The organism is Bradyrhizobium huanghuaihaiense, from assembly GCF_025200885.1.
GTDB classification, from domain to species: Bacteria; Pseudomonadota; Alphaproteobacteria; order Rhizobiales; family Xanthobacteraceae; genus Bradyrhizobium; species Bradyrhizobium huanghuaihaiense.
In genome coordinates, this window is record NZ_CP104172.1 from 1297847 (window position 1) to 1318140 (window position 20294).

The 20294-nt window shown below is 66.2% G+C and carries 20 protein-coding genes; 9 read left to right on the top strand and 11 right to left on the bottom strand.

All coding sequences use genetic code 11. From position 1 onward, the window contains the following. Positions 1 to 1623: an exodeoxyribonuclease VII large subunit gene (xseA, locus tag N2603_RS06100; protein ID WP_260424157.1), complete on the bottom strand. Its 1623-nt coding sequence runs from the start codon at positions 1621 to 1623 to the stop codon at positions 1 to 3. 138 nt (positions 1624 to 1761) lie between these two features. Between xseA and N2603_RS06105 the strand changes: the two genes are divergently transcribed. The 5 genes from N2603_RS06105 (at position 1762) to N2603_RS06125 (ending at position 6320) form a co-directional block, all read left to right on the top strand. After that, positions 1762 to 2772, top strand: a complete 1011-nt coding sequence (locus N2603_RS06105) for an alpha/beta hydrolase (RefSeq protein ID WP_260388058.1) — start codon at positions 1762 to 1764, stop codon at positions 2770 to 2772. Further along, entirely contained in the window at positions 2769 to 3323 is a 555-nt protein-coding gene (locus N2603_RS06110) for a hypothetical protein (RefSeq protein ID WP_260388059.1), read from the top strand. Before N2603_RS06105 ends, N2603_RS06110 begins: the two co-directional genes overlap by 4 nt. A 3-nt stretch (positions 3324 to 3326) precedes the next feature. Next, positions 3327 to 3626 (top strand): winged helix-turn-helix domain-containing protein, encoded by a 300-nt coding sequence (locus N2603_RS06115; RefSeq protein ID WP_071909521.1) that lies wholly within the window; start codon positions 3327 to 3329, stop codon positions 3624 to 3626. Positions 3627 to 3905: 279 nt separating this feature from the next. After that, positions 3906 to 5189 (top strand): phosphoribosylamine--glycine ligase, encoded by a 1284-nt coding sequence (gene purD, locus N2603_RS06120; RefSeq protein ID WP_260388060.1) that lies wholly within the window; start codon positions 3906 to 3908, stop codon positions 5187 to 5189. Between the two features lie 228 nt (positions 5190 to 5417). After that, on the top strand, positions 5418 to 6320 hold the full coding sequence (locus N2603_RS06125; RefSeq protein ID WP_018648396.1) for an alpha/beta fold hydrolase: 903 nt from the start codon (positions 5418 to 5420) through the stop codon (positions 6318 to 6320). A 111-nt stretch (positions 6321 to 6431) separates the two neighbouring features. On the opposite strand, the gene N2603_RS06130 is transcribed toward N2603_RS06125, so the two are convergent. Further along, positions 6432 to 6890 carry a nucleoside deaminase gene (locus N2603_RS06130; protein ID WP_018648395.1) on the bottom strand — a complete coding sequence of 153 codons (459 nt, stop codon included), beginning with the start codon at positions 6888 to 6890 and terminating at the stop codon, positions 6432 to 6434. 118 nt (positions 6891 to 7008) lie between these two features. On the opposite strand from N2603_RS06130, the gene N2603_RS06135 reads away from it, so the two are divergent. Both N2603_RS06135 and rsmD read left to right on the top strand, forming a co-directional pair. Further along, positions 7009 to 9072 (top strand): pseudouridine synthase, encoded by a 2064-nt coding sequence (locus N2603_RS06135; RefSeq protein ID WP_260388061.1) that lies wholly within the window; start codon positions 7009 to 7011, stop codon positions 9070 to 9072. Between the two features lies 1 nt (position 9073). After that, positions 9074 to 9628, top strand: coding sequence for a 16S rRNA (guanine(966)-N(2))-methyltransferase RsmD (gene rsmD, locus N2603_RS06140; protein ID WP_260388062.1), 555 nt, complete (start codon positions 9074 to 9076; stop codon positions 9626 to 9628). A 118-nt stretch (positions 9629 to 9746) separates the two neighbouring features. On the opposite strand, the gene mutL is transcribed toward rsmD, so the two are convergent. Further along, positions 9747 to 11561 carry a DNA mismatch repair endonuclease MutL gene (gene mutL, locus N2603_RS06145; RefSeq protein WP_260388063.1) on the bottom strand — a complete coding sequence of 605 codons (1815 nt, stop codon included), beginning with the start codon at positions 11559 to 11561 and terminating at the stop codon, positions 9747 to 9749. Between the two features lie 239 nt (positions 11562 to 11800). Here mutL and N2603_RS06150 point away from each other — a divergent pair, with 239 nt between their 5' ends. Beyond that, a complete protein-coding gene (locus tag N2603_RS06150; protein WP_018648391.1) occupies positions 11801 to 12118 on the top strand; it encodes a ribbon-helix-helix domain-containing protein in 318 nt (105 codons plus the stop codon). 234 nt (positions 12119 to 12352) lie between these two features. On the opposite strand, the gene N2603_RS06155 is transcribed toward N2603_RS06150, so the two are convergent. The 4 genes from N2603_RS06155 to N2603_RS06170 are packed head-to-tail and all read right to left on the bottom strand — an operon-like array spanning position 12353 to position 15324. After that, on the bottom strand, positions 12353 to 13921 hold the full coding sequence (locus tag N2603_RS06155) for a GMC family oxidoreductase (protein ID WP_260388064.1): 1569 nt from the start codon (positions 13919 to 13921) through the stop codon (positions 12353 to 12355). A gap of 28 nt (positions 13922 to 13949) precedes the next feature. Beyond that, the gene (locus tag N2603_RS06160; RefSeq protein ID WP_260388065.1) at positions 13950 to 14498 is read right to left on the bottom strand and encodes a gluconate 2-dehydrogenase subunit 3 family protein; all 549 of its coding nucleotides are present in this window, start codon (positions 14496 to 14498) and stop codon (positions 13950 to 13952) included. A gap of 43 nt (positions 14499 to 14541) precedes the next feature. After that, positions 14542 to 14937, bottom strand: a complete 396-nt coding sequence (locus N2603_RS06165; protein ID WP_260388066.1) for a VOC family protein — start codon at positions 14935 to 14937, stop codon at positions 14542 to 14544. Next, complete coding sequence (locus N2603_RS06170; protein ID WP_260388067.1) at positions 14938 to 15324, bottom strand: c-type cytochrome; 387 nt, start codon at positions 15322 to 15324, stop codon at positions 14938 to 14940. Between the two features lie 302 nt (positions 15325 to 15626). On the opposite strand from N2603_RS06170, the gene N2603_RS06175 reads away from it, so the two are divergent. After that, positions 15627 to 15935 carry a hypothetical protein gene (locus N2603_RS06175; RefSeq protein ID WP_018648386.1) on the top strand — a complete coding sequence of 103 codons (309 nt, stop codon included), beginning with the start codon at positions 15627 to 15629 and terminating at the stop codon, positions 15933 to 15935. A 62-nt stretch (positions 15936 to 15997) separates the two neighbouring features. Here the strand turns inward: N2603_RS06175 and arfB are convergent, their stop codons facing one another. The 4 genes from arfB to N2603_RS06195 all read right to left on the bottom strand — a co-directional run bounded on the left by arfB (position 15998) and on the right by N2603_RS06195 (position 20255). Further along, on the bottom strand, positions 15998 to 16414 hold the full coding sequence (gene arfB / locus N2603_RS06180; RefSeq protein WP_260388068.1) for an alternative ribosome rescue aminoacyl-tRNA hydrolase ArfB: 417 nt from the start codon (positions 16412 to 16414) through the stop codon (positions 15998 to 16000). A 145-nt stretch (positions 16415 to 16559) separates the two neighbouring features. After that, a complete protein-coding gene (locus tag N2603_RS06185) occupies positions 16560 to 17930 on the bottom strand; it encodes a M16 family metallopeptidase (RefSeq protein WP_260388069.1) in 1371 nt (456 codons plus the stop codon). Then, complete coding sequence (locus tag N2603_RS06190) at positions 17927 to 19318, bottom strand: M16 family metallopeptidase (RefSeq protein WP_026312894.1); 1392 nt, start codon at positions 19316 to 19318, stop codon at positions 17927 to 17929. Before N2603_RS06190 ends, N2603_RS06185 begins: the two co-directional genes overlap by 4 nt. A gap of 205 nt (positions 19319 to 19523) precedes the next feature. After that, the gene (locus N2603_RS06195; protein WP_026312893.1) at positions 19524 to 20255 is read right to left on the bottom strand and encodes a hypothetical protein; all 732 of its coding nucleotides are present in this window, start codon (positions 20253 to 20255) and stop codon (positions 19524 to 19526) included. Positions 20256 to 20294 lie beyond the last annotated feature (39 nt).

The window sequence follows — 20294 nt, forward strand, 5'->3', positions numbered from 1 at the left end:
TCAGAACAAGCTGCCTTGATCTACCGGCTTGGCCGCGCGCTTCGGCGCGGGCTTTGTCTCCTGCGTGGCCGGCTTCGCTTGCGCCGGCGCGCGCTTTGCCGCGGGCGTCGGCCGATCCGCATCCGCGGTCGCGCCGACACGGCCGTCGGCGAACTCGATCTCGAGACGCGCGCCGGGGCCGATCGCGTCCGCCGCATGGACGGGGTGGCCGGCTTCATCGCGCACCAGGGCAAAGCCGCGCGCGAGCACGCTGCGATAGGACAGAGCGGAGAGCAGCTTGCCGCTGTTCTCGACGCGGGCATCGAGCCGCTGCAGCAGCGTGACGAGTGCGCGGCCGGCGCGCTCGGCGAGGCGATGCGTGCGCTCGCGCTGGCGGGCAATCGCGTTGCGCTGCGCCTGCGCATTCGAAAGCTTTGAGGCGCGCAGCCGAACCTCGAGGCCCGCAAAGCGGTCGCGCCGCTGCCGCAGCAGCGATCGCGCGGACAGGCCGAGCCGCTCGCCGCACACGGTGAGGCGGTGATCGGCCTGCGAGATCTGGCCGTGCAGCACGCGCAATGTCAGCTTTGAGCTGGCGGCGGTGAACCTGCGGAAATGCGCATGCGTGTTGGCCTTGAGGCAGCGGGGCAGCGACGCGCCCGCCGAATCCAGCCGCTGCCGGGGAATGGCGAGCAGATCGCCGGCCGCCGGCAGCGCGCGCGCGGCGGCGCGCAGCTCGCTGCGGCGGCTCTCCTGGGCGCGCTGCCAATAGGCGCGGGTGCGGCGTCCGAGATCGGCGACCTCGACGAACAATTCGCTGCGCACCGGCACCGCCATCTCGGCGGCGGCCGTCGGCGTCGGCGCGCGCTTGTCGGCGACGAAATCGATCAGCGTGATGTCGGTCTCGTGCCCCACCGCCGAGATCAGCGGGATCATGCTCTCGGCGGCTGCCCGCACCACGATCTCCTCGTTGAACGACCAGAGATCCTCCAGCGAGCCGCCGCCGCGCGCAACGATCAGCACGTCTGGGCGCGGAATCTTGCCGCCCTCGGGCAGCGCGTTGAAGCCGCGGATCGCGGCCGCGACCTGCTCGGCCGAGCCTTCGCCCTGCACCTTGACCGGCCACACCAGCACGCGGCGGGGAAAGCGGTCCTCGAGCCGGTGCAGGATGTCGCGGATGACGGCGCCGGTCGGCGAGGTCACGACACCGATCACCTCCGGCAGCCACGGCAGCAGCTGCTTGCGCGCCTCGTCGAACAGGCCTTCGGCGGCGAGCTTCTTCTTGCGCTCCTCCATCAGAGCCATCAGCGCGCCGATGCCGGCGGGCTCCAGCGCCTCGATCACGATCTGGTACTTCGAGGAGCCCGGATAGGTCGTGAGCTTGCCGGTGGCGATCACCTCGAGCCCCTCCTGGGGCTTGAAGCGCATGCGGCCGTGCACGCCCTTCCAGATCACCGCCTCGATCTTGGCGCTCTCGTCCTTGAGCGCGAAATAGCAATGGCCGGAGGAATGGGCGCCACGGAAGCCTGAGATCTCACCGCGGACCCGGACATGGCCATAGGTGTCTTCCACAGTCCGCTTCAGGGACTGCGAGAGCTCGGAGACGGTGAATTCGAACGCGTTGTTCAGTTGTTCCGCAGGCGGCATCGGCAAGCGATTCGGCATTTTGGGGTCAGACCCGACGTTAAGGATTTTCGCCGCGCGGCGCCAATCCGGGGATTGAACGGAAGAGTACTCTGTTATATAGAGTTCTCTATCGATTGATGAGTTTGAGGGAGACGAGCCATGGCGACGCGCCTGCTGCGTGGCGTTTTGAACGGAGTGAAATGGGCCCTGTGTGCGGTCGGCGCGGTGGCGCTGATCTTGGCCGCGATGATCGCAACACCATTGCAACGGCCGCCTGAGATGCGTTCGGTCTCGGAGTCCGTGAAGCTCGTCGACTTCTCGACCATGCCGCAGCTGGAGCGCTTCCAGGCGCGTGACGGTACCTGGATCGGCTATCGCCACTATGCGCCGAATGGTCCGGCGACGGGCGGCGGCGCGATCTTCATCCACGGCTCCTCCGGCTCCAGTGGCACGGTCAACCACGCGCTGACCCATGCGATCGCCGCGCGCGGCGTGGAGACCTGGGCGCTCGACATCCGCGGCCACGGCGGCTCCGGCACGCGCGGCGACATCGGTTATGTCGGCCAGCTCGAGGACGACCTGGTCGATTTCGTCGCCCATCTGCGCAAGACGGCGCCGGACCTGCCGCTCACCCTGATTGGTCATTCCGCCGGCGCCGGCTTCTCGCTGCGCGTCGCCGCGACGCCGATCATGCAGGACATGTTCGTGCGCACCGTGCTGCTCGCGCCCTATCTGGGCTATGACGCGCCGACCAACCGGCCCAATGCCGGCGGTTGGGCCAGCATCGACGTGCCGCGCTTCTTCGGCCTGACGGCGCTGCGCAAGCTCGGCATCGATTGCTGCTCGCAGCTTCCGGTGCTCGCGCTGGCGGTGCCGCCGACCTCGGCGAAATACCTCGTCTCCACCTATTCCGATCGCCTGATGCGCAATTTCGCGACGCGCGGTTATCGCCTCGATCTTCCCGCAACGACGCGTCCGGTCACGATCATCAGTGGTGCGGAGGACGAGATGATGATCTCGGACAAATATGCCGAAGCCGTGCAGGCGGTGAAGCCGTCGGTCGACGTCAAGATCATCGACGGCATCAACCACATGGGCATCGTCACCCAGCCGAAGGCGATCTCGGTGATCGCCGACGACGTGGCCACGCGCGGGGGCGGGCAGTCATGATCGACAGCAAGGAGGCATCCGCCGCGCTGGCCGATATCGACGACATCGTCCAGCGCGTGAAGCAATCGCAACTGTATGAGCTCGCGAGCCTCGCAGCGGTCTGGTGGGGCGTGCTGGTGTTTGCAGCCAACCTCGTGACCTGGCTCTGGCCGATCTATGCGGTCTACGCCTGGGTTGTCGCGGACGTTGTGGGCGTCGTCGGTCTGGTTGGGCTCCGCGTGCTGAATCCGCCGCATCATCCCGGTGGTGCCGCCGCCAGCATCAGGCTGCTCCTGGTGTTCGTGCTGTTCTTCGCCTTCGGTTATCTCTGCACCAGCGTGATTGGCCATTTCGGTCCGCGCCAGCTGGGCGCATTCTGGCCGCTCTATTTCATGCTGTTCTATATGCTGGCGGGCCTGTGGTTCGGCTATGCCTTCGTGGCGATCGGCCTCGGCATCTCCGCGCTGACGCTGATCGGCTTCTTCTATATCGGCGAGGCGTTCCCGCTCTGGATGGCCTTCGTCAACGGCGGCGGCCTGATCCTCGGCGGCCTCTGGATGCGGCGGATCTAGCGCATGGCCGAGCTCGACGACATCATCCACCAGCCGCTGCGGCTGAAAATCATGGCCGCATTGAACGCGCTGCCTGTGTCGGCCGGTCTGGAGTTCTCGCGCCTGAAGAAGCTCACCGGCGCCACTGACGGGAATCTCGGCGCCCATATCGAGACGCTGGCGAAAGCTGGCTACGTCTCGGTGGACAAGGCCTTCGTCGGCAAGAAGCCGCAGACCACGGTGACCGCCACCGCCGCCGGCCGCGGCGCCTTCGCGCGGCACGTCGCGACGCTGCAGGAGATCATCGCGGGGAAACAGGTCTGACTTACCCTCCCCTGGAGGGGGAGGTCGATCGCGCGCAGCGCGAGCGGGGTGGGGTGATCTCTCCCCACGGGCAGCGTCCAACGCGGAGAGAGCGTCACCCCACCCCGCGACGCATTCCGCTTCGCTACATGCGTAGCGACCCTCCCCCTCCAGGGGAGGGTAAGATCGGCTGCACGCCGTGCCTCCGGAATGGCGGAGAATTGGATGGGCGCCCCCTTGAGCCCCACCCCGATTCGTGCGACCTCCGGCCCCAGCAAAACCCCTTATTTCGAGCCCTCGATGCACATTCTCCTGCTCGGTTCCGGCGGCCGCGAACATGCTCTGGCATGGAAGATCGCGGCCTCCCCCCTGGTCACGAAATTCTGGTGCGCGCCCGGCAATGCCGGCATCGCGCGCGAGGCGGAGTGCGTGGCGCTCGACATCGCCGACCATGCCGCCGTGATCGACTTCTGCAAGAAAAACGCGGTGGAGCTCGTGGTGGTCGGCCCGGAGACGCCGCTGGCGGCCGGCATCGTCGATGATCTCATAGCTAGCGGCATCAAGGCGTTCGGGCCGAGCAAGATCCCCGCCCAGCTGGAAAGCTCCAAGGGGTTCACCAAGGCGCTGTGCACCGAATTCGGCATTCCGACGGGCGCCTACAAGCGCTTCACCAACGCCAAGGATGCGCGCGACTACGTGGGCAGCCAGGGCGCGCCGATCGTGGTGAAGGCCGACGGCCTCGCCGCCGGCAAGGGCGTCGTCGTCGCCAAGACCGTGCGCGAGGCGGAGGACGCCATCGCCATGATGTTCGAGGGCGCCTTTGGCGAGGCCGGCACTGAAGTCGTGATCGAGGAGTTTCTGCCGGGTCGCGAGATCAGCTTCTTCGCGCTGTGCGACGGCGAGACCGCGATCCCGCTGGCCTCCGCCCAGGACCACAAGCGCGTGTTCGACCACGACGTCGGCCCGAACACCGGCGGCATGGGCGCCTATTCGCCGACCCCGCTGGTGACGCCGGCGATCCATGACGCGATCATGGCGAAGATCATCCTGCCGACGGTTGCCGGCATGAAGCAGCGCGGCACGCCGTTCCGCGGCATCCTCTACGCCGGCATCATGCTGACCACGCAGGGACCAAAACTGTTCGAGTTCAACGTCCGCTTCGGCGATCCCGAGTGCCAGGTGCTGATGCTGCGCATGATGTCGGACATCGTGCCGGCGTTCATCGCCGCCTGCGACGGGGAGTTGAAGCATTTCGATCTGCGCTGGCATCCGGAATCCGCGCTCACAGTGGTGATGGCGGCCAAGGGCTATCCCGGCGACTACCAGAAGGGCACGCGCATCGAGGGGCTCGATGACGCCGCCACGGTCGACACCGTCGAGATCTTCCACGCTGGAACGGTCGAGAAGGACGGCGCGATCCTCGCCAACGGCGGCCGCGTGCTCAATGTCTGCGCGCTGGGCAAGACCGTGACCGAGGCCCAGAGCCGCGCCTACCACGCCGTCGACCGCATCAACTGGCCGGAAGGCTTCTGCCGCCGCGACATCGGCTGGCAGGCGGTGGAGGCGGAGAAGGCCAAAACTTAACTCGTCACAACAACTAGCTCGTCATTCCGGACGGCGCGCGCAACGCGCCGATCCGGAATCTCGAGGGTTTCGGCGCCTTCGCGCCGCCACATCGACATTCCAGAAATACGTAATCGGCTGTTGGGGTTAGCCATCCCGGCCGATGACGCCGTGCTACTGTGCATGGGGTTGTTTTCGACATTTTTTTGTCGGGGGGCCCCGGCAACGACCAGACAAGGATGCAGAAAGATGTCCGATCTCGCCGACCTCTATCCCGGCTTCGCCTCCGAGTGGATCAACACCTCCTTCGGCCGTATCTTCGCCCGCGTCGGCGGCGAGGGCCCGCCGCTGCTGCTGCTGCACGGCTTCTCCGAGACGCATGTGATGTGGCACCGCGTGGCGCCGCAATTGGCAGACAAGTTCACGCTGATCATCGCCGACCTGCCGGGCTACGGCTGGTCCGACATGCCCGCGAGCGATGCGCTGCACATGCCCTACAGCAAGCGCGCGATGGCCAAGGCCATGATCGAGGCGATGGAGCAGCTCGGCCACGTGCATTTCGCGCTCGCCGGCCACGACCGTGGCGGCCGTGTCTCCTATCGCCTCGCGCTCGACCATCCCGGCCGGCTGTCGAAGCTCGCCGTGCTCGATATCCTGCCGACCTATAATTACTGGGAGCGGATGAACCGCGCCTATGCGCTGAAGATCTATCACTGGACCTTCCTGGCCCAGCCCGCGCCGCTGCCGGAGACGTTGATCTCTGGCAATGGCGAGTTCTTCCTGCGCTTCAAGATGGCGAGCCAGACCAAATCGAAGACGCTCGATGCGATCGACAAGCGCGCGCTCGAGCACTACATCGCCCCGTTCCGCGATCCCGCGCGCGTGCACGCGATGTGCGAGGATTACCGCGCCGGCGCCTATTTCGACTACGACCTCGACAAGGCCGATTTCGAGGCCGGCAAGAAGATCACGGTGCCGATGCTGGCGCTGTGGGGCAATGCCGGCGTGGCCCAGGCCGCAGCGACCCCGCTCGACACGTGGAAGCAATGGGCGACGAACGTCGACGGCATGCCGGTGGATTCGGGCCACTTCCTCACGGAGGAGAACCCCGATGTGACCGCGAAGGCGCTGCGGGAGTTTTTCTTGGCTTGAGCCACACCGTCATTGCGAGGAGCCCCTTGCGACGAAGCAATCCAGTCTGTCTCCGCGGAAAGACGCTGGATTGCTTCGCTACGCTCGCAATGACGGGGAGGGTGCAGGGGCCTACCGCCGCTCCCGAAAAAACGCCTTGAGCAGCCGCGCCGCCTCGCTCTCGCCGACGCCGGAATAGACGTCCGGCGCGTGGTGGCAGGTCGGCGAGGCAAAGAAGCGCACGCCTGACTCGACCGCGCCGCCCTTGGGGTCGGCCGCGCCGTAATAGAGCCGGCGGACCCTTGCAAAAGAGATCGCGCCCGCACACATGGTGCAGGGCTCCAGCGTCACGTAGAGGTCGCAGTCGACCAGGCGCTCGCTGCCGATCTTTTTCGCCGCCTCGCGCAGCGCCACGATCTCGGCATGGGCGGTGGGGTCATGGTCGGTCAGCGTCCGGTTCGCCGCGGTGGCGATGACCTCGGAATTGCGGACCACCACGCATCCGATCGGAACTTCGCCCGCTTTTCCGGCATTTTCGGCCGTCAGAAGCGCCAAATCCATGAAAGAGGGGGCTTTCAAGCCTCGTATCATCGCCAGAAACCTGCTAGTAGCTCCGCCTTCAGCAAGAGTGAATACCGGTTTTGCCTGAGCATGCGGCTCGGAACGAGCGCGCATAATGCCCTCGCGCCACCCCTGAGTGAGATTATTCATGCCTCGCGACAGCGACAAAGACAACGATTCCCGCGGCCGGCGAGGCCCCCCCAAGGGCCCGTCCAAGGGCGGCCGTAGCGGCAAGCCGCGTGGCCCCGAGAAGAAATTCGCCAAGCGCGGCTTCGAGGGCAAGGGGGATCGCGACAGCCGGCCGCGTGGCGACCGTGACAGCCGCCCCTTCCGCCGCCGCGAGGACGGTGATGCCCCGCGCCGCGATTTTTCCGACCGCCCGCGCTTCAAGCGCGACGGCGAGGAGCGCGGCGAGCGCAGCTTCAAACCGCGCGGAGATCGTCCGTTCTCCGATCGCGGCGCGCGTGATGGCGAGAAGCGGTCGTTCAAGCCGCGTGGTGATCGTCCGTCCTATGGGCGCGACGACCGTCCGCCGCGCAGGGATCGCGATGATTCCCGCCCCGCCGGCCGGACCGGAGACAAGAAGTTCGGCGACAAGCGGCCCTATGCGCCGCGTGGCGACCGGCCGGAGCGTAAGTTCGACGGCGATCGGAAGTTTTCGCGAGGCGGCGATCGGGATCGCGGGCCGCGCGAGGATCGTGGCGAGCGCAGCTTCAAGCCGCGTGGAGACCGCCCGAATTTCGATCGCGGTGATCGCGCGCCTCGCGGCGAGCGTCCCGAACGCAAATTCGAGGACCGGAAGTTTTCGCGTGGTGGAGCGGATCGTGGGCCGCGCAAGGACTTTGGCGGCCGCGATCGCGGCGATGAAAAGCCGTGGCGTCAGCGCGACGATCGCCGCGAGGGCGGCCACGGCGAGGACCGTCCGCGCTTCTCGCGTTCGCGCGACGATCGCGCATCCGGCGATCGTCCGTTCCGCGATCGGCCGAAATTCGATCGGCCGCGTGACCGTGACAGCGAACGCGGTGACCGTCCGAAATTCGATCGTCCGCGTCAGCGGCCGGAAGGGCGCATGGACTGGCAGGAGCATCCACGCAGCGAGGGCCGCTTTCGCGATCGTCCGCGCCGCGACAATGAGGACGACAGCAGGATCTTCGAGAAGCGCCCCGCCTTCGGCGGCCGCGGCGCCTATCGCGAGCGCGATCGTGATTTCGAGGGCCGTCCGCGCCGCGACGAAGCGCCGAAGCCGAAGAAGGCCGGCGAGCGCATCGCCAAGGCGCTGGCGCGTGCGGGGCTCGCCTCGCGCCGCGACGCCGAGGAAATGGTCACGCAGGGCCGCGTCACCGTCAACGGCCGCGTCATCAACTCGCCGGCGCTCGACATCACGCCGAACGACGTCGTCCTGGTCGACGGCAAGCCGTTGCCGCCGCGCGAGCGCACGCGGCTGTTCCTCTATCACAAGCCGCGCGGGCTGATGACGACGCATGACGACCCCGAGGGGCGTCCGACCGTGTTCGACAATCTGCCCGAAGGCCTGCCGCGCCTGATCAGCGTCGGGCGGCTCGACTTCAACACCGAGGGCCTGCTGCTGCTCACCAATGACGGCGGCCTCGCGCGCACGCTCGAGCTCCCCGACACCGGCTGGCTGCGCCGCTACCGCGTCCGCGCCCATGGCGACGTCACCCAGGCGCAGCTCGACGAGCTCAAGAGCGGCATCGAGGTCGAGGGCGTCAAATACGGTCCGATCGAGGCGACGCTCGAGCGCGACCAGGGCGCCAATGTCTGGCTGGTGTTCGCGATCCGCGAAGGCAAGAACCGCGAGGTGCGCAACGTCTGCGCCCATCTCGGGCTCGAGGTGAACCGGCTGATCCGCGTCTCCTACGGCCCGTTCCAGCTCGGCGAGATTCCCGAAGGCCAGGTCGACGAGATCAAATCGCGCGTGCTGCGCGAGCAGCTCGGCGACAAGGTGATCGAGAAATCGGGCGCCGAGTTCGACGTGCCGTCGAAGTCCGCCGGGCGCGGTGATGATGCGCCGAAGACGCCGATGAAACGTGCCGTCATCAACGACCGCAAGGGCCGCCGCGTGCTGGTGCAGCGCACCGGCAGCGAGGAGGCGCGCGAGCGCAACGAGATGGAGGCGAACGGCTACGGCCCGCCGCGCCGTCCCAAGCGTGGCTATCACGGCAAGCGCGACCTGACGCCGCGGGAGGAGTAGCTTGCGCGTCGTCGGCGGCAGGCTGAAGGGGCGCAATCTCGCCTCACCGTCCTCGCGCGACATCCGTCCCACGGCGGACCGGTTGCGCGAGTCCGTGTTCAACATCCTCGTGCACGCCTATGACGATCCGATTCAAGATGCGCGCGTGCTCGATCTCTTCGCCGGCACCGGCGCGCTCGGCATCGAAGCTTCGTCACGCGGCGCGAGGTTCACGCTGTTCGTCGACAATGGCGCGGAAGCGCGGGCGCTGCTCCGCAACAACGTCGAGTCGCTCGGCCTCGGCGGCGTGACAAAAGTCTATCGCCGCGATGCGACCGATCTGGGCCCCGCGCATCCCGTCGAGCCGTTCTCGCTGGTGTTCCTCGATCCACCCTACGGCAAGGGCTTTGCGGAGAAGGCGCTCGCCAGCCTGCGCGATGGCGGCTGGCTGACGCCGGGCGCGCTGCTGGTGGTCGAAGAAGCCAAGGCCGCGCAGTTCGTGACGCCGGAAGGGTTCGAGGAGTTGGAGCGGCGGGCTTATGACGACACGGAGTTTGTGTTTTTGAGGAAGCCGTAGCTGCGCTGCCGTAGGGTGGGCAAAGGCGCAACGCGTCGTGCCCACGAACTTTCCATGCTTGCGATAGGTGGTGGGCACGCTTCGCTTTGCCCACCCTACGGCACTACTAACCCTCGCGTCACCTCCGCCCGAACAGCTTCTCCACATCGCTCAGCTTCAGCTCGACATAGGTCGGGCGGCCGTGATTGCACTGGCCGGAGTTCGGGGTGTCCTCCATCGCGCGGAGCAGGGCGTTCATCTCTTCCGGCCGCAGCCGGCGGCCGGCGCGCACCGAGCCGTGGCAGGCCATGGTGGCGGCGACGTGCATCAGGCGGCGTTCGAGAGGAAGAGCTTCGTCCCACTCGGCCATGTGCTCGGAGAGATCGCGGAGCAAACCGCCGGCATTGGTCTTGCCGAGCAGCGACGGTGTCTCGCGCACCGCGACCGCACCGGGACCGAAGGATTCGATGGCAAGTCCAAATGAAGCAAGCTCTTCGCTGCGCTCCAGCAGGCGCTCCACCGTGGCTTCGTCCATCTCGACGATCTCGGGGATCAAAAGGATCTGCCGCTGCACGCCGTTTGCGGCGAGCGAAGCCTTCAGCCGCTCATATACGATGCGCTCATGCGCGGCGTGCTGGTCGACGATGATCAGGCCGTCGCGCGTCTGCGACACGATGTAGGTCTCGTGGATCTGCGTGCGCGCCGCGCCGAGCGGGCGGTCGACGAGGTCGGCGACGGGTTGCGTCTCGATCCTGACGTCAGCACTCGGCGCGCCGACGTCGAACGCGGCCTGCGCGCGCTCGGCGAAAGCCGGCGCGGCGGAGCCTTCGAAAGACGGCATCGGCGCCACGGGAGCGGATGGTGAGGCGCGCCAGTCCCAGCTCGCCGGACGCGGCGGCGTGAAAGCGGGGCGGAACGAGGACAGAGCGCTCTCGCCGCTGTTGGCCGCGGTGCGGCGGCCCTCGCGTGCGAGACCTTCCTTTAGTCCGTGCACGATCAGCGCGCGGACGAGGCCGGCGTTGCGGAAGCGCACTTCGGTCTTGGCCGGATGCACGTTGGCGTCGACCTCGCGCGGATCGAGCGTGACGAACAGCGCCAGCACCGGATGGCGGTCGCGCGGCAGATAGTCGGAATAGGCCGCGCGCACGGCCCCCAGGATCAGCTTGTCGCGCACCGGGCGGCCGTTGACGAAAAGATATTGCCCGAGCGCATTGGCCTTGGTCAGCGCGGGAGCCGCGGCATAGCCGGCGACGACGACGCCCTCGCGCTCGGCATGGACCTCGATGGCGTGGCTGCGGAATTCAGCCCCTAAGATATCGCCGAGCCGCGTCAGGCGGCCGGCAGCGCCGGGCAGGGCGGCAGCCCAGGTCACCGGCGCGCGTTCCTCGCCCGCCAGCGTGAAGGCGACGTCGGGCCGCGCCATGGCGAGGCGCCGCACCACCTCGCGGATGGCTTCCGCCTCGGTGCGGTCGGTCTTCAGGAATTTCAGCCGCGCCGGCGTGGCGTAGAAGAGGTCGTTGACCTCGACGCGGGTGCCATGCGCGAGCGCGGCCGGCATGATCTCGGATTTCTCGCCGCCCTCGACGCTGAGCGCCCAGGCATGCGGTTCGCTGGCATGGCGCGTGGTGATCGACAGCCGTGCCACCGAGCCGATCGAGGGCAGCGCCTCGCCGCGGAACCCGAGGGTGCGGATCTGGAGCAGATCCTCGTCGTCGAGCTTGGAGGTGGCGTGGCGCTCGACCGCGAGCGACAGGTCCTTCGCGGTCATGCCGCTGCCGTCGTCGGTGATGCCGATCCGGCGCCGCCCGCCGCCATCGGTGAAGACGTCGATCCGGCTCGCGCCGGCATCGATGGCGTTCTCGACCAGCTCCTTGACCACGCTCGCGGGCCGCTCGACCACCTCGCCGGCGGCGATGCGGTTGACGACCTGTTCTGGAAGCTGGCGGACGGGCATGAGGCTCGAATCTGGATTCGCTGACAGCGCTATTCTAGGCCGTGTTGCGTCAAAAGCATGTGTTGGGCAACAGGAACGTCGCGGGCTGGGGAGGAGCGGTGTCTATCACATTGAAGACATTGGCCGTTCGAGAAAATCGCGCAACCCGTATGACGCGGCTTCCGGTAACCGTTCTGATTGTGGGGTGCCGGGCAGACGTGTAGCATCGTGAAAAAATGGCAACAGGACGGGAGGACGCCATGTGCCATCTCTTCGCGCACCAGCCCCAACGCGACTACGAATCCCAGACCCGGTCGTTACGGATCGGCGGGCATTGCACCTCGATCCGGCTGGAGATGGCATTCTGGGACACGCTGGAGGAGATCGCGGCCAAGGAGAGCATGAGCCTCGGCAAGTTCCTGACCACCCTCTACAACGAGGTGCTCGACCATCACGGCGAGGTCAACAATTTCGCTTCGCTGCTGCGCTGCTCATGTTTGATCTATCGCTCCCGGAGCATGGTGCCGGTGCAGGAGTTCAAGGCCACGGTGACGCCGATTCTCGACGCGGCCGAGTAGCTGTCCCAACAAAGGTGCGTAGCCCGGATGGAGCGCAGCGCAATCCGAGGATTTGTGCCACAAGCGGCGGCGGTCCCGGATTACGCTGCGCTCCATCCGGGCTACGAGACTCCAACCGCCGTCATTGCGAGGAGCGCTTGCGACGAAGCAATCCAGACTATCTCTGCGGAGAGATTCTGGATTGCGTCGCTCCGCTCGCAATGACGGAGGAGAGAGCGGTCTGCCTATCGGGCTTTAGATCTCCTTCTTCTGCATCGCCCCGGCAATGTAGTCCGCCTGCCGGATCGCCAGCGCGACGATGGTCAGCGTCGGATTGCAGGCCGCGCCGCTGGTGAACTGGCTGCCGTCGGAGACGAACAGGTTCTTGACGTCGTGGCTCTGTCCGAACTTGTTGACCACGCCGTCGCGCGGCTTCTCGCTCATCCTGTTGGTGCCGAGATTGTGGGTGCTCGGATAGGGCGGCGTCGGATAGGTCACGGTGGCGCCGACGGCGTCGTAGACGGCGGCGCCCTGCTTGTAGGCATGCGCGCGCATCGCGACGTCGTTGGGATGATCGTCGAAATGCACGCTTGCGACCGGCTGGCCGAACTTGTCCTTGACGACGGGGTCGAGCGTGATGCGGTTGGTCTCCTGCGGCATGTCCTCGCCGACCAGCCACATGCCGGCCATCCTGGGATAACCGTCGAGCGCTGACGTGAACGAACGGCCCCAGGCACCGGGATTGAGAAACGCCGCCATGAAGGGCAGGCCGATCGACAGCGTCTCCATCTCGTAGCCGCCGACGAAGCCGCGCTTCGGATTGTTGACGGCTTCATCCCGGATGATGCCGGCCATGGTGGTGCCGCGATACATATGCACCGACTTCTCGAATACCGCGTAAACGCTGCCGGTCATGTGGCGCATGTAGTTGCGGCCGACCTGTCCCGATGAATTGGCGAGACCGTCGGGGAACATGGTCGAAGCGCTGTTGAGCAGCAGCCGCGGGCTCTCGATCGAATTGCCTGCGACAGCGACGATGCGCGCCTTCTGGCGCTGCATCGCGCCTGTTACGTCGGCGTAGACGATGCCGGTCACCTTGCCGTTGGAATCATGCTCGATCTTGACCGCCATGCTGCTCGGCCGCACTTCGAGATTGCCGGTCGCCTCGCCCTTGGGAATCTCGGTATAGAGCGTCGACCATTTCGCGCCCGACTTGCAGCCCTGGAAGCAGAAGCCGATCTGCTGGCACGCGCCGCGTCCGTCGCGCGGCTGGCTGTTGATCGCCATGTTGCCGGTGTGCACGGTCTTGTAGCCGAGCTTCTTTGCGCCGGCCTCCAGAACCTTGAAGTTGTTGTTTCCGGGAAGTCCGGGAATGCCGTTGGTACGGGTCACGCCCATCTTGTTCTCGGCCTTGGCGTACCATGGCTCCATCTCCGCAAGCGTCACCGGCCAGTCCAGGAGATTGGCGCCGGGAATGTTGCCATAGGCGCTCTTGACCCTGAACTCGTGCTCGTCGAAGCGCAGTGAGGCGCCGGCCCAATGCGTCGTGGAGCCGCCGACCGCCTTGACGATCCAGGCGGGCAGGCCCGAAAAATCCTTGGCGACGCGCCACGTCCCCGACGTGGTGCGCGCGTCGGTCCAGGCGAGCTGCGAAAAGCTCTCCCACTCGTCGTTGACGAAGTCCTGGTTCTCGATGCGCGGACCTGCTTCGAGGATCACCACCTTGACGCCCTTCTGCGCGAGCTCGTTGCCCAGCGTGCCGCCGCCAGCGCCGGAGCCGACGATCACCACAACGCTGGAGTCGTTCAGATCGAATTTTGCCATATGCGTTCTCCTGAACCGTTGGGTGAGCTTAAGCCTTCGGCAGCCAGTCGATGTCGGCGAAGCCGCGATTGATGTAGCCGCCATGCTCGGCGGAGGAGCCCTCGTAGCCGAACCGCGGCCAGACCTCTTTCTGGTTGTAGAGCGACACGATGAGGTCGCCGCGCACCTTCTGGAAGAAGTCGCTTCCCTCGATCTCCTTCAGCAGCACCACGCGGTCGGCTTCCCAGGGCACCTCGGCATAACCGACCTTGTGGCGATCGCGCGCGTTCTGATCGAGCCGGTTGATGCCGTCGCTGATCAGTGCTTTGACGGCGGGATCCTTCGCCGCCTTGCCGTCCCACGGCTTGATCGCGGTGATGTAATAGCTGTCGCCGAGGACATCGTGCGGATAGATGTCGCGCGCGACCTTCAGCAGCGTCTTCATCGTCGCGGGCGACAGCGCGCTCGCATCATCGGCCCAGGCGCCTTCGATGCTGACGGCGACGCTGGTCGCGACTGTTACGACCGGCACGGCGGTCGCCGCGCCCTTGAGAAAGACGCGGCGGCTGTGTTTGCTTCGACGATCGACTTCTCTCATGGCATTCCTCCGTAATTTTTGTGATTTGGTTCTTGTGATGTGATCAGCCGAAGCGTCCGCCCCGCTGGATCACCTCGATCTTGTAGCCATCGGGATCGCTGACGAAGAAGAAGCGCGCCAGCGTTCGCCCGTCATGCTTGAAATCGCGCAACGGCCCCGGCGCGAGCTGCTCGTGCTCGAAGCGGGCATGTTCGGCATCGAGATCCTCGACCACCACGGCGAGATGGCCGTAACCGTCGCCGAGCGCATACGGCTCCTTGCGATCGAAATTCACCGTCAGCTCGACCTCGAAAGGTGAGGAGGGGTGACGCAGATAGATCAAGGCAAAGTCGGAAAACTTCAGATGGTCGGCGACCTCCAGGCCGAAAGCGCGCCTGTAGAAGTCGAGCGAGCGCGCCTCGTCGAACACGCGGATCATGGAATGGACCGGCTTTGCCATTCAGTTCTGCTCCCTCAGAAAGGCGATGATGGCGGCGCGCGTCTCCGGCTTGGCTTGCCAGTAGGCCATGATCACGCCAGGAATGACGGCTTGCGGATTGGCCAGCCACGCATCGAGCCGGGTCTCGTCCCAGGCAAAGTCCGCTTTCGACATCGCCTCCGAGTATTTGAAGCCTTCGGCCTTGCCGGCGGGCCGGCCTACGACCTTGACCAGGGGCGGGCCTTGCCGCATCGGCTCCGACAGGCTCAAGGTGTGACACACCGCGCATTGCTGCTTGAATAATGTGGCACCATCCGGCGGCTTTGCGGCCGGCAACGGCATCTGCGCATCGGCAACCCGCGCCACTAGCACCATCGCGGTGCACAATCCCAACACGACCACGCGCATCGCCAAGAATCCGCCATCGACATCAACGTGCGCAAACACTAGGCGCGGCCAAACATGCGGTGGTAGTAGCGGGCTGTTTCGCTGCGCGCGGAGATGCTTGTGGCGTGTGGTGTTCCGCGCCGCCTTATATGCGGAGCACAATTCCGCGAAAGCGCCGCGAAAACCCTAAACGATCACCACACGACGCGGATTGCATCAGCACCGCGCCGTTCGAACTCTCTACGCGATGAACCGGTCCGGTGCAGGCGAACGGCGCAGAAGGCAGCCGAACCGTTCATCGCAAAAAATCCAGGAGATAATGGATGAAGTTGGTGAAGACCTCTGCAATCGCATGCGCTCTCGCGGCCCTCATTGCGACGCCCGTTCTCGCGCAAGGGACGTCGTCCGGCGCCAGGCCTGGCGGCACCGTGCAAAGCAAGCCCATGCAGGGCGGCACGATGGGCAGCGGCGATGAGGAGATGGATGCTCAGCCGGGCGCAGCGGGCGAGAAGACCGGCATGAAGTCGAGCAAAGGAACGAAGGGCGCGGTCGGCACCACGGGCAGCGCTGCGCACAAGGGAACGGCCGACGATGCCGCGACGGGCAGCCCGGCTACCGGCAAGCGTTACTGACACCGGGTCACGGAACGGCAAAACTCCGGTCGCCTTGCGGCCGGAGTTTTTTGCCGTGCCAACTAGTCGTCGAAGCGGCCGCCGCGCCCGGCCTTGACGTGGCTACGGCGCTTCTTGCCTTCGAGCCGGCGCTGCTTGGAGGCGTAGGTCGGCCGTGTGGCGCGCCGCGGCGTCGGCCGCACCATGGCCTCCTTGAGGATTTCCACGAGGCGGTCGATGGCGTCCTGGCGGTTGCGCTCCTGGGTCCGGAAGCGCTGGGCGTGGATCACGATGACGCCGTCCTTGGTCATACGCTGGCCGGCGATGCGGGCGAGCCGGATCGCTGCATCCTCGGGCAAGGTCAGCTTGCGCGTGTCGAAGCGCAGCTGGGCCGAGGTCGCGACCTTGTTGACGTTCTGCCCGCCCGGGCCGGAGGCGCGGACGAAGCCGATCTCGATGTCGTCCTCGTCGATGACGAGATCGCGGGATATCCGCAGCATGATGGCACCATTCGTGATGTCCGGACATATCGCGGACGTCCAGGTTCGGCAATGGCGCTCATGGAAAACGCAAATGGCCGGGGCGAGCCCGGCCATTTCAGAAGGCGTATGGAGAAGCGGTCAGTCCGACTGCTAGTTGGACTTGCTAATTTGACTTGGGCGCCGTGGCCGCCGGCTGCGCGGCGGCCTGTGGGGCGCGGCCGACGACGACCGTCAGCAGGCCCTGGCCCCAGAGCCGCTTGGCGGCCGCCTTGGCATCATCCAGCGTCACCGCATCGACGATGGCATTGCGCCTTTCGATATAGTCGATCGGCAGCTTGTCCTGCTGGTACTGCAGCAGCGCCTGCGCCAGCTTGGAGGAGGTGTCGAGCGCCAGCATCTGCGAGCCCTTGAGGTAGGACTTGGCCTCGTCGAGCTCCTTCTGCGTCGGACCCTCCTCGGCGATGCGGCGCACCTCCTTCTCGATGGCGTCGATGGTGTCGCCGGCGCGGTCCGCGCGGGTGCCGGTATTGCCGATGAAGACCGCCGAATGTTCCATCCAGAGCAGGGATTCGAACACCGAATAGGCGAGGCCTCGCTTCTCGCGGACCTCGCGATAGAGCCGCGAGGACAAGCCGCCGCCGCCGAGGATGTGGTTGACGACGTAGGCCGCCATGAAGTTGGGGTCGCTGCGTTTCACGCCGGGGCCACCGAAGGTGATCACGGTCTGCGGCACGTCCAGCGGCACGAAGGCGCGCTGCGGCGGCTTGGCCGCGTCGACGTCGGGTACCGGCACGAGATTGGCCTTGGCGGGCAGGCTGCCGAAGGTGTGGTCGAGCAGCTTGCCCAGGGTCGCCGGATCGACGTCGCCGACGACAGCGACTTTCAGCCCGTCCTTGGCGAGCACGCGGCCGACATAGTCCTTGAGGTCGGCGACCGTGATGGTCGGCACGCTCTCCAGCGTGCCGTTGCTCTGCCGGCTGTACGGATGATCGCCGAAGGCGGCCTCCAGGAACTTGCGGCTCGCCAGCGATGACGGGTTGGTGGTCTCGCGGCGCAGGCCGGAGAGAACCTGCGAGCGGATGCGCTCGACATCGGCGGTGTCGAAATGCGGCGAGGTCAGAGCCATCCTGAGCAGGTCGAAGGCCTCGTCCTTGTTGTCGCGCAGCATGCGCAGGCTGCCGCGAAAGCTGTCGCGGCTGGCGCTGAAGGAGAGCTCGATGGCGCGGCGGTCGAGCCGCTCGTGGAAGGTCTTGGAGTCGAGATCGCCGGAGCCTTCGTCGAGCAGGTCGCCGACCAGATTGGCGACGCCCGACTTGTCCTTGGGATCCTGGGCCGAGCCGCCGGCAAAGGAATATTCCATGGCGATCAGCGGCACGGTGGCGTCCTGCACGAACCAGGCCTCGATGCCGCCGGGCGAGACCAGGCGCTGGATCTTTGCCGCCGCCTGCGACGGCGAGACCGTGGCGAGCGCGAGCGCAGCGCCGGTGGCGAGGGACAGTGCGAAGTGTCGTGCGCGAAGAAAGGGATAGGTCACGAACGCTTCTCCTCGCGCTTGGCGGCTGCGGTGTCCTTGATCAGGTAGCCCGTCACCGAGCGCTTCTTCTCGAGCCATTTCTGCGCAACGGCGCGCACCTGCTCGGCAGTGACCGCGCGAATGCGGTCGGGCCAGCTCCTGATGTCCTCGATCGACAGGCCCGTGGTCAGCGCGCCGCCATACCAGCGCGCCAGCACGGCCTGGTTGTCCTGGGCGTAGATCGCCTCGGCAATGAGCTGGGTCTTCACGCGCTCCAGATCCTCGGCGCGGATCGGGTTTTGCGCGATGTCGGCGATGACGCCGTCGACCACCTGCTCGACCTCTGCGAAGCTGACGCCGGGTTTCGGCGCAGCCGAGATCGCGAACTGGGTCGGGTCGAGCGAGATGCTCGAATAGCTGGCGCTGGCAGAGACCGCGAGCGGCTTGTCGACGACGAGCGCGCGGTAGAGATAGGAGTTGCTGCCGCTGCCCATCAGCTGCGCCAGCACGTCGAGCGCCGCGCTCTCGCCGGCCGCGGCCGTGGTTGCGGAAGGAGCCAGATAATAGCGGCGCAGGCTCGGCTGCTCGACGCGCGGGTCGGCCAGCGTGACGGTGCGCGGGGCGGCCGGCTCCGGCTCCTGCGGGCGGACGCGGCGCGCCGGGATCGCGGGCTGGGCCGGGATGGAGCCGAAATTGCGCTCGACCAGCGGACGGATGTCGGCGGCCTCGACGTCGCCGGCGATCACCAGGATCGCGTTATTCGGCGCGTAGAAGCGGCGGTAGAAGGCCAGCGCGTCCTCGCGATCGAGCTTCTCGATCTCCTGATGCCAGCCGATCACCGGCCGGCCATAGGGATGGTTGAGATAGAGCGCGGCCATGATCTGCTCGTTGAGCCGCGCCTCGGGATTGTTGGCGACGCGCATGTTGTACTCTTCGAGCACCACGTCGCGCTCGGGCAGCACGTTCTCGTCCTTGAGGATCAGGCCGGTCATGCGATCGGCCTCGAACTCCATCATGGTCGGCAGCTGCTCTTTCGGCACGCGCTGGTAGTAGTTGGTGTAGTCGACCGAGGTCGAGGCATTCTCGTTGCCGCCGACGCGGAGCACGGTCTGGGAGAACTCGCCGACCGGATGCTTCGAGGTGCCCTTGAACATCAGGTGCTCGAGGAAATGTGCGAGCCCGGATTTGCCCGGCGTCTCGTCGGCCGAGCCGACCTTGTACCAGATCATCTCCGTGACCACGGGCGTGCGGTGATCCGGGATCACGACGACCTGCAGGCCGTTGGGAAGCGTGAAGCTGGCGGGTGGTGCCGATGTCACCGTGGTCTGGGCAACGGCGGCGCCGGCCGACAGGACACTGGTCGAAAGCAGCGCGGCAAGGAGGCAGGCAGCCGATCGGTTAGCGGACATCATGATCCTTATGACAGGCCGAGCCCGGATGTCCGGCTCGGAAGGCACGGCATGGTATACCGTGCGGCTGAGGCTTCGCGTCACGAAGCAGAGAACTCAACGCTTAGGCAAGTTACTGATAAGCAATTTATAGACCGCGTCCGGCGGGCAGCAGCCGCCGGCGCCGGTCTGGCGTCTGCCCGGATGGTGCGACGGACGAGGAACGCTATTGTTCCTTGTCCTTGCCCGACATGATGTCGAAATAGGTCCGCTTCGTATTGTCCTTGCCGGCACCATAGGCGTAGTTCGGCGACGGCGTCTGGTAGCCCGGCGGCGGCTCGACCAGCGACTGACGCGGCGGCTCGCTGGTGAATTTCTTCTCTTCGGGAGTGCCGCCGACGCCCTTCATCATATTCCACAGACCGCCGGAGTAACCGAGCTGCGCGGGGCTGAGCGAGGGGTTGCCGTTGGTGCCCGGCTGGATCGGATCGTTGCTCGTGCGCTCCGGGGCGGTGACTTGGCCGGCCTTCATCTCGGCGGGCGTCAGCGGCTGGGCGGCCTGCCAGTTCTCCGTTGCCTTGACGGCCTTTTTCCGCTGGGCGATCGCTTCCTTGCGGCGCTTCTCGTCAGGGTCCTTGGGCCAGTTCGGTGCATTCTTGGCTTCGGTTCCGGCGGGCGGCGGCAGGTCGAGCTTGGGCGGCACCACCAGCGGGGAGCGCTCGCGGTACTCGATACCCTTCTTCTCCATGCTCTTGGCGCCGATGCCGGACATCAGATTGTCGATGAGCTTCTCTTCGAAGGTCATGTCGTCTTCATCGTCGCCGTCGTCACCGGCGCGGGCCGCGCCTGCCGACATGACGAGACCGATGCCGAGCGCCACGGCGGATAATTTCAATGCCTGCCAGAACCCCGCCCGGGGATCTCGAACCATCGAACCGGTGGTCTTCGAGCTGCGCATCACTGTACCTGTTCCAAATTGTGGCAGTTTGCCGCTCGC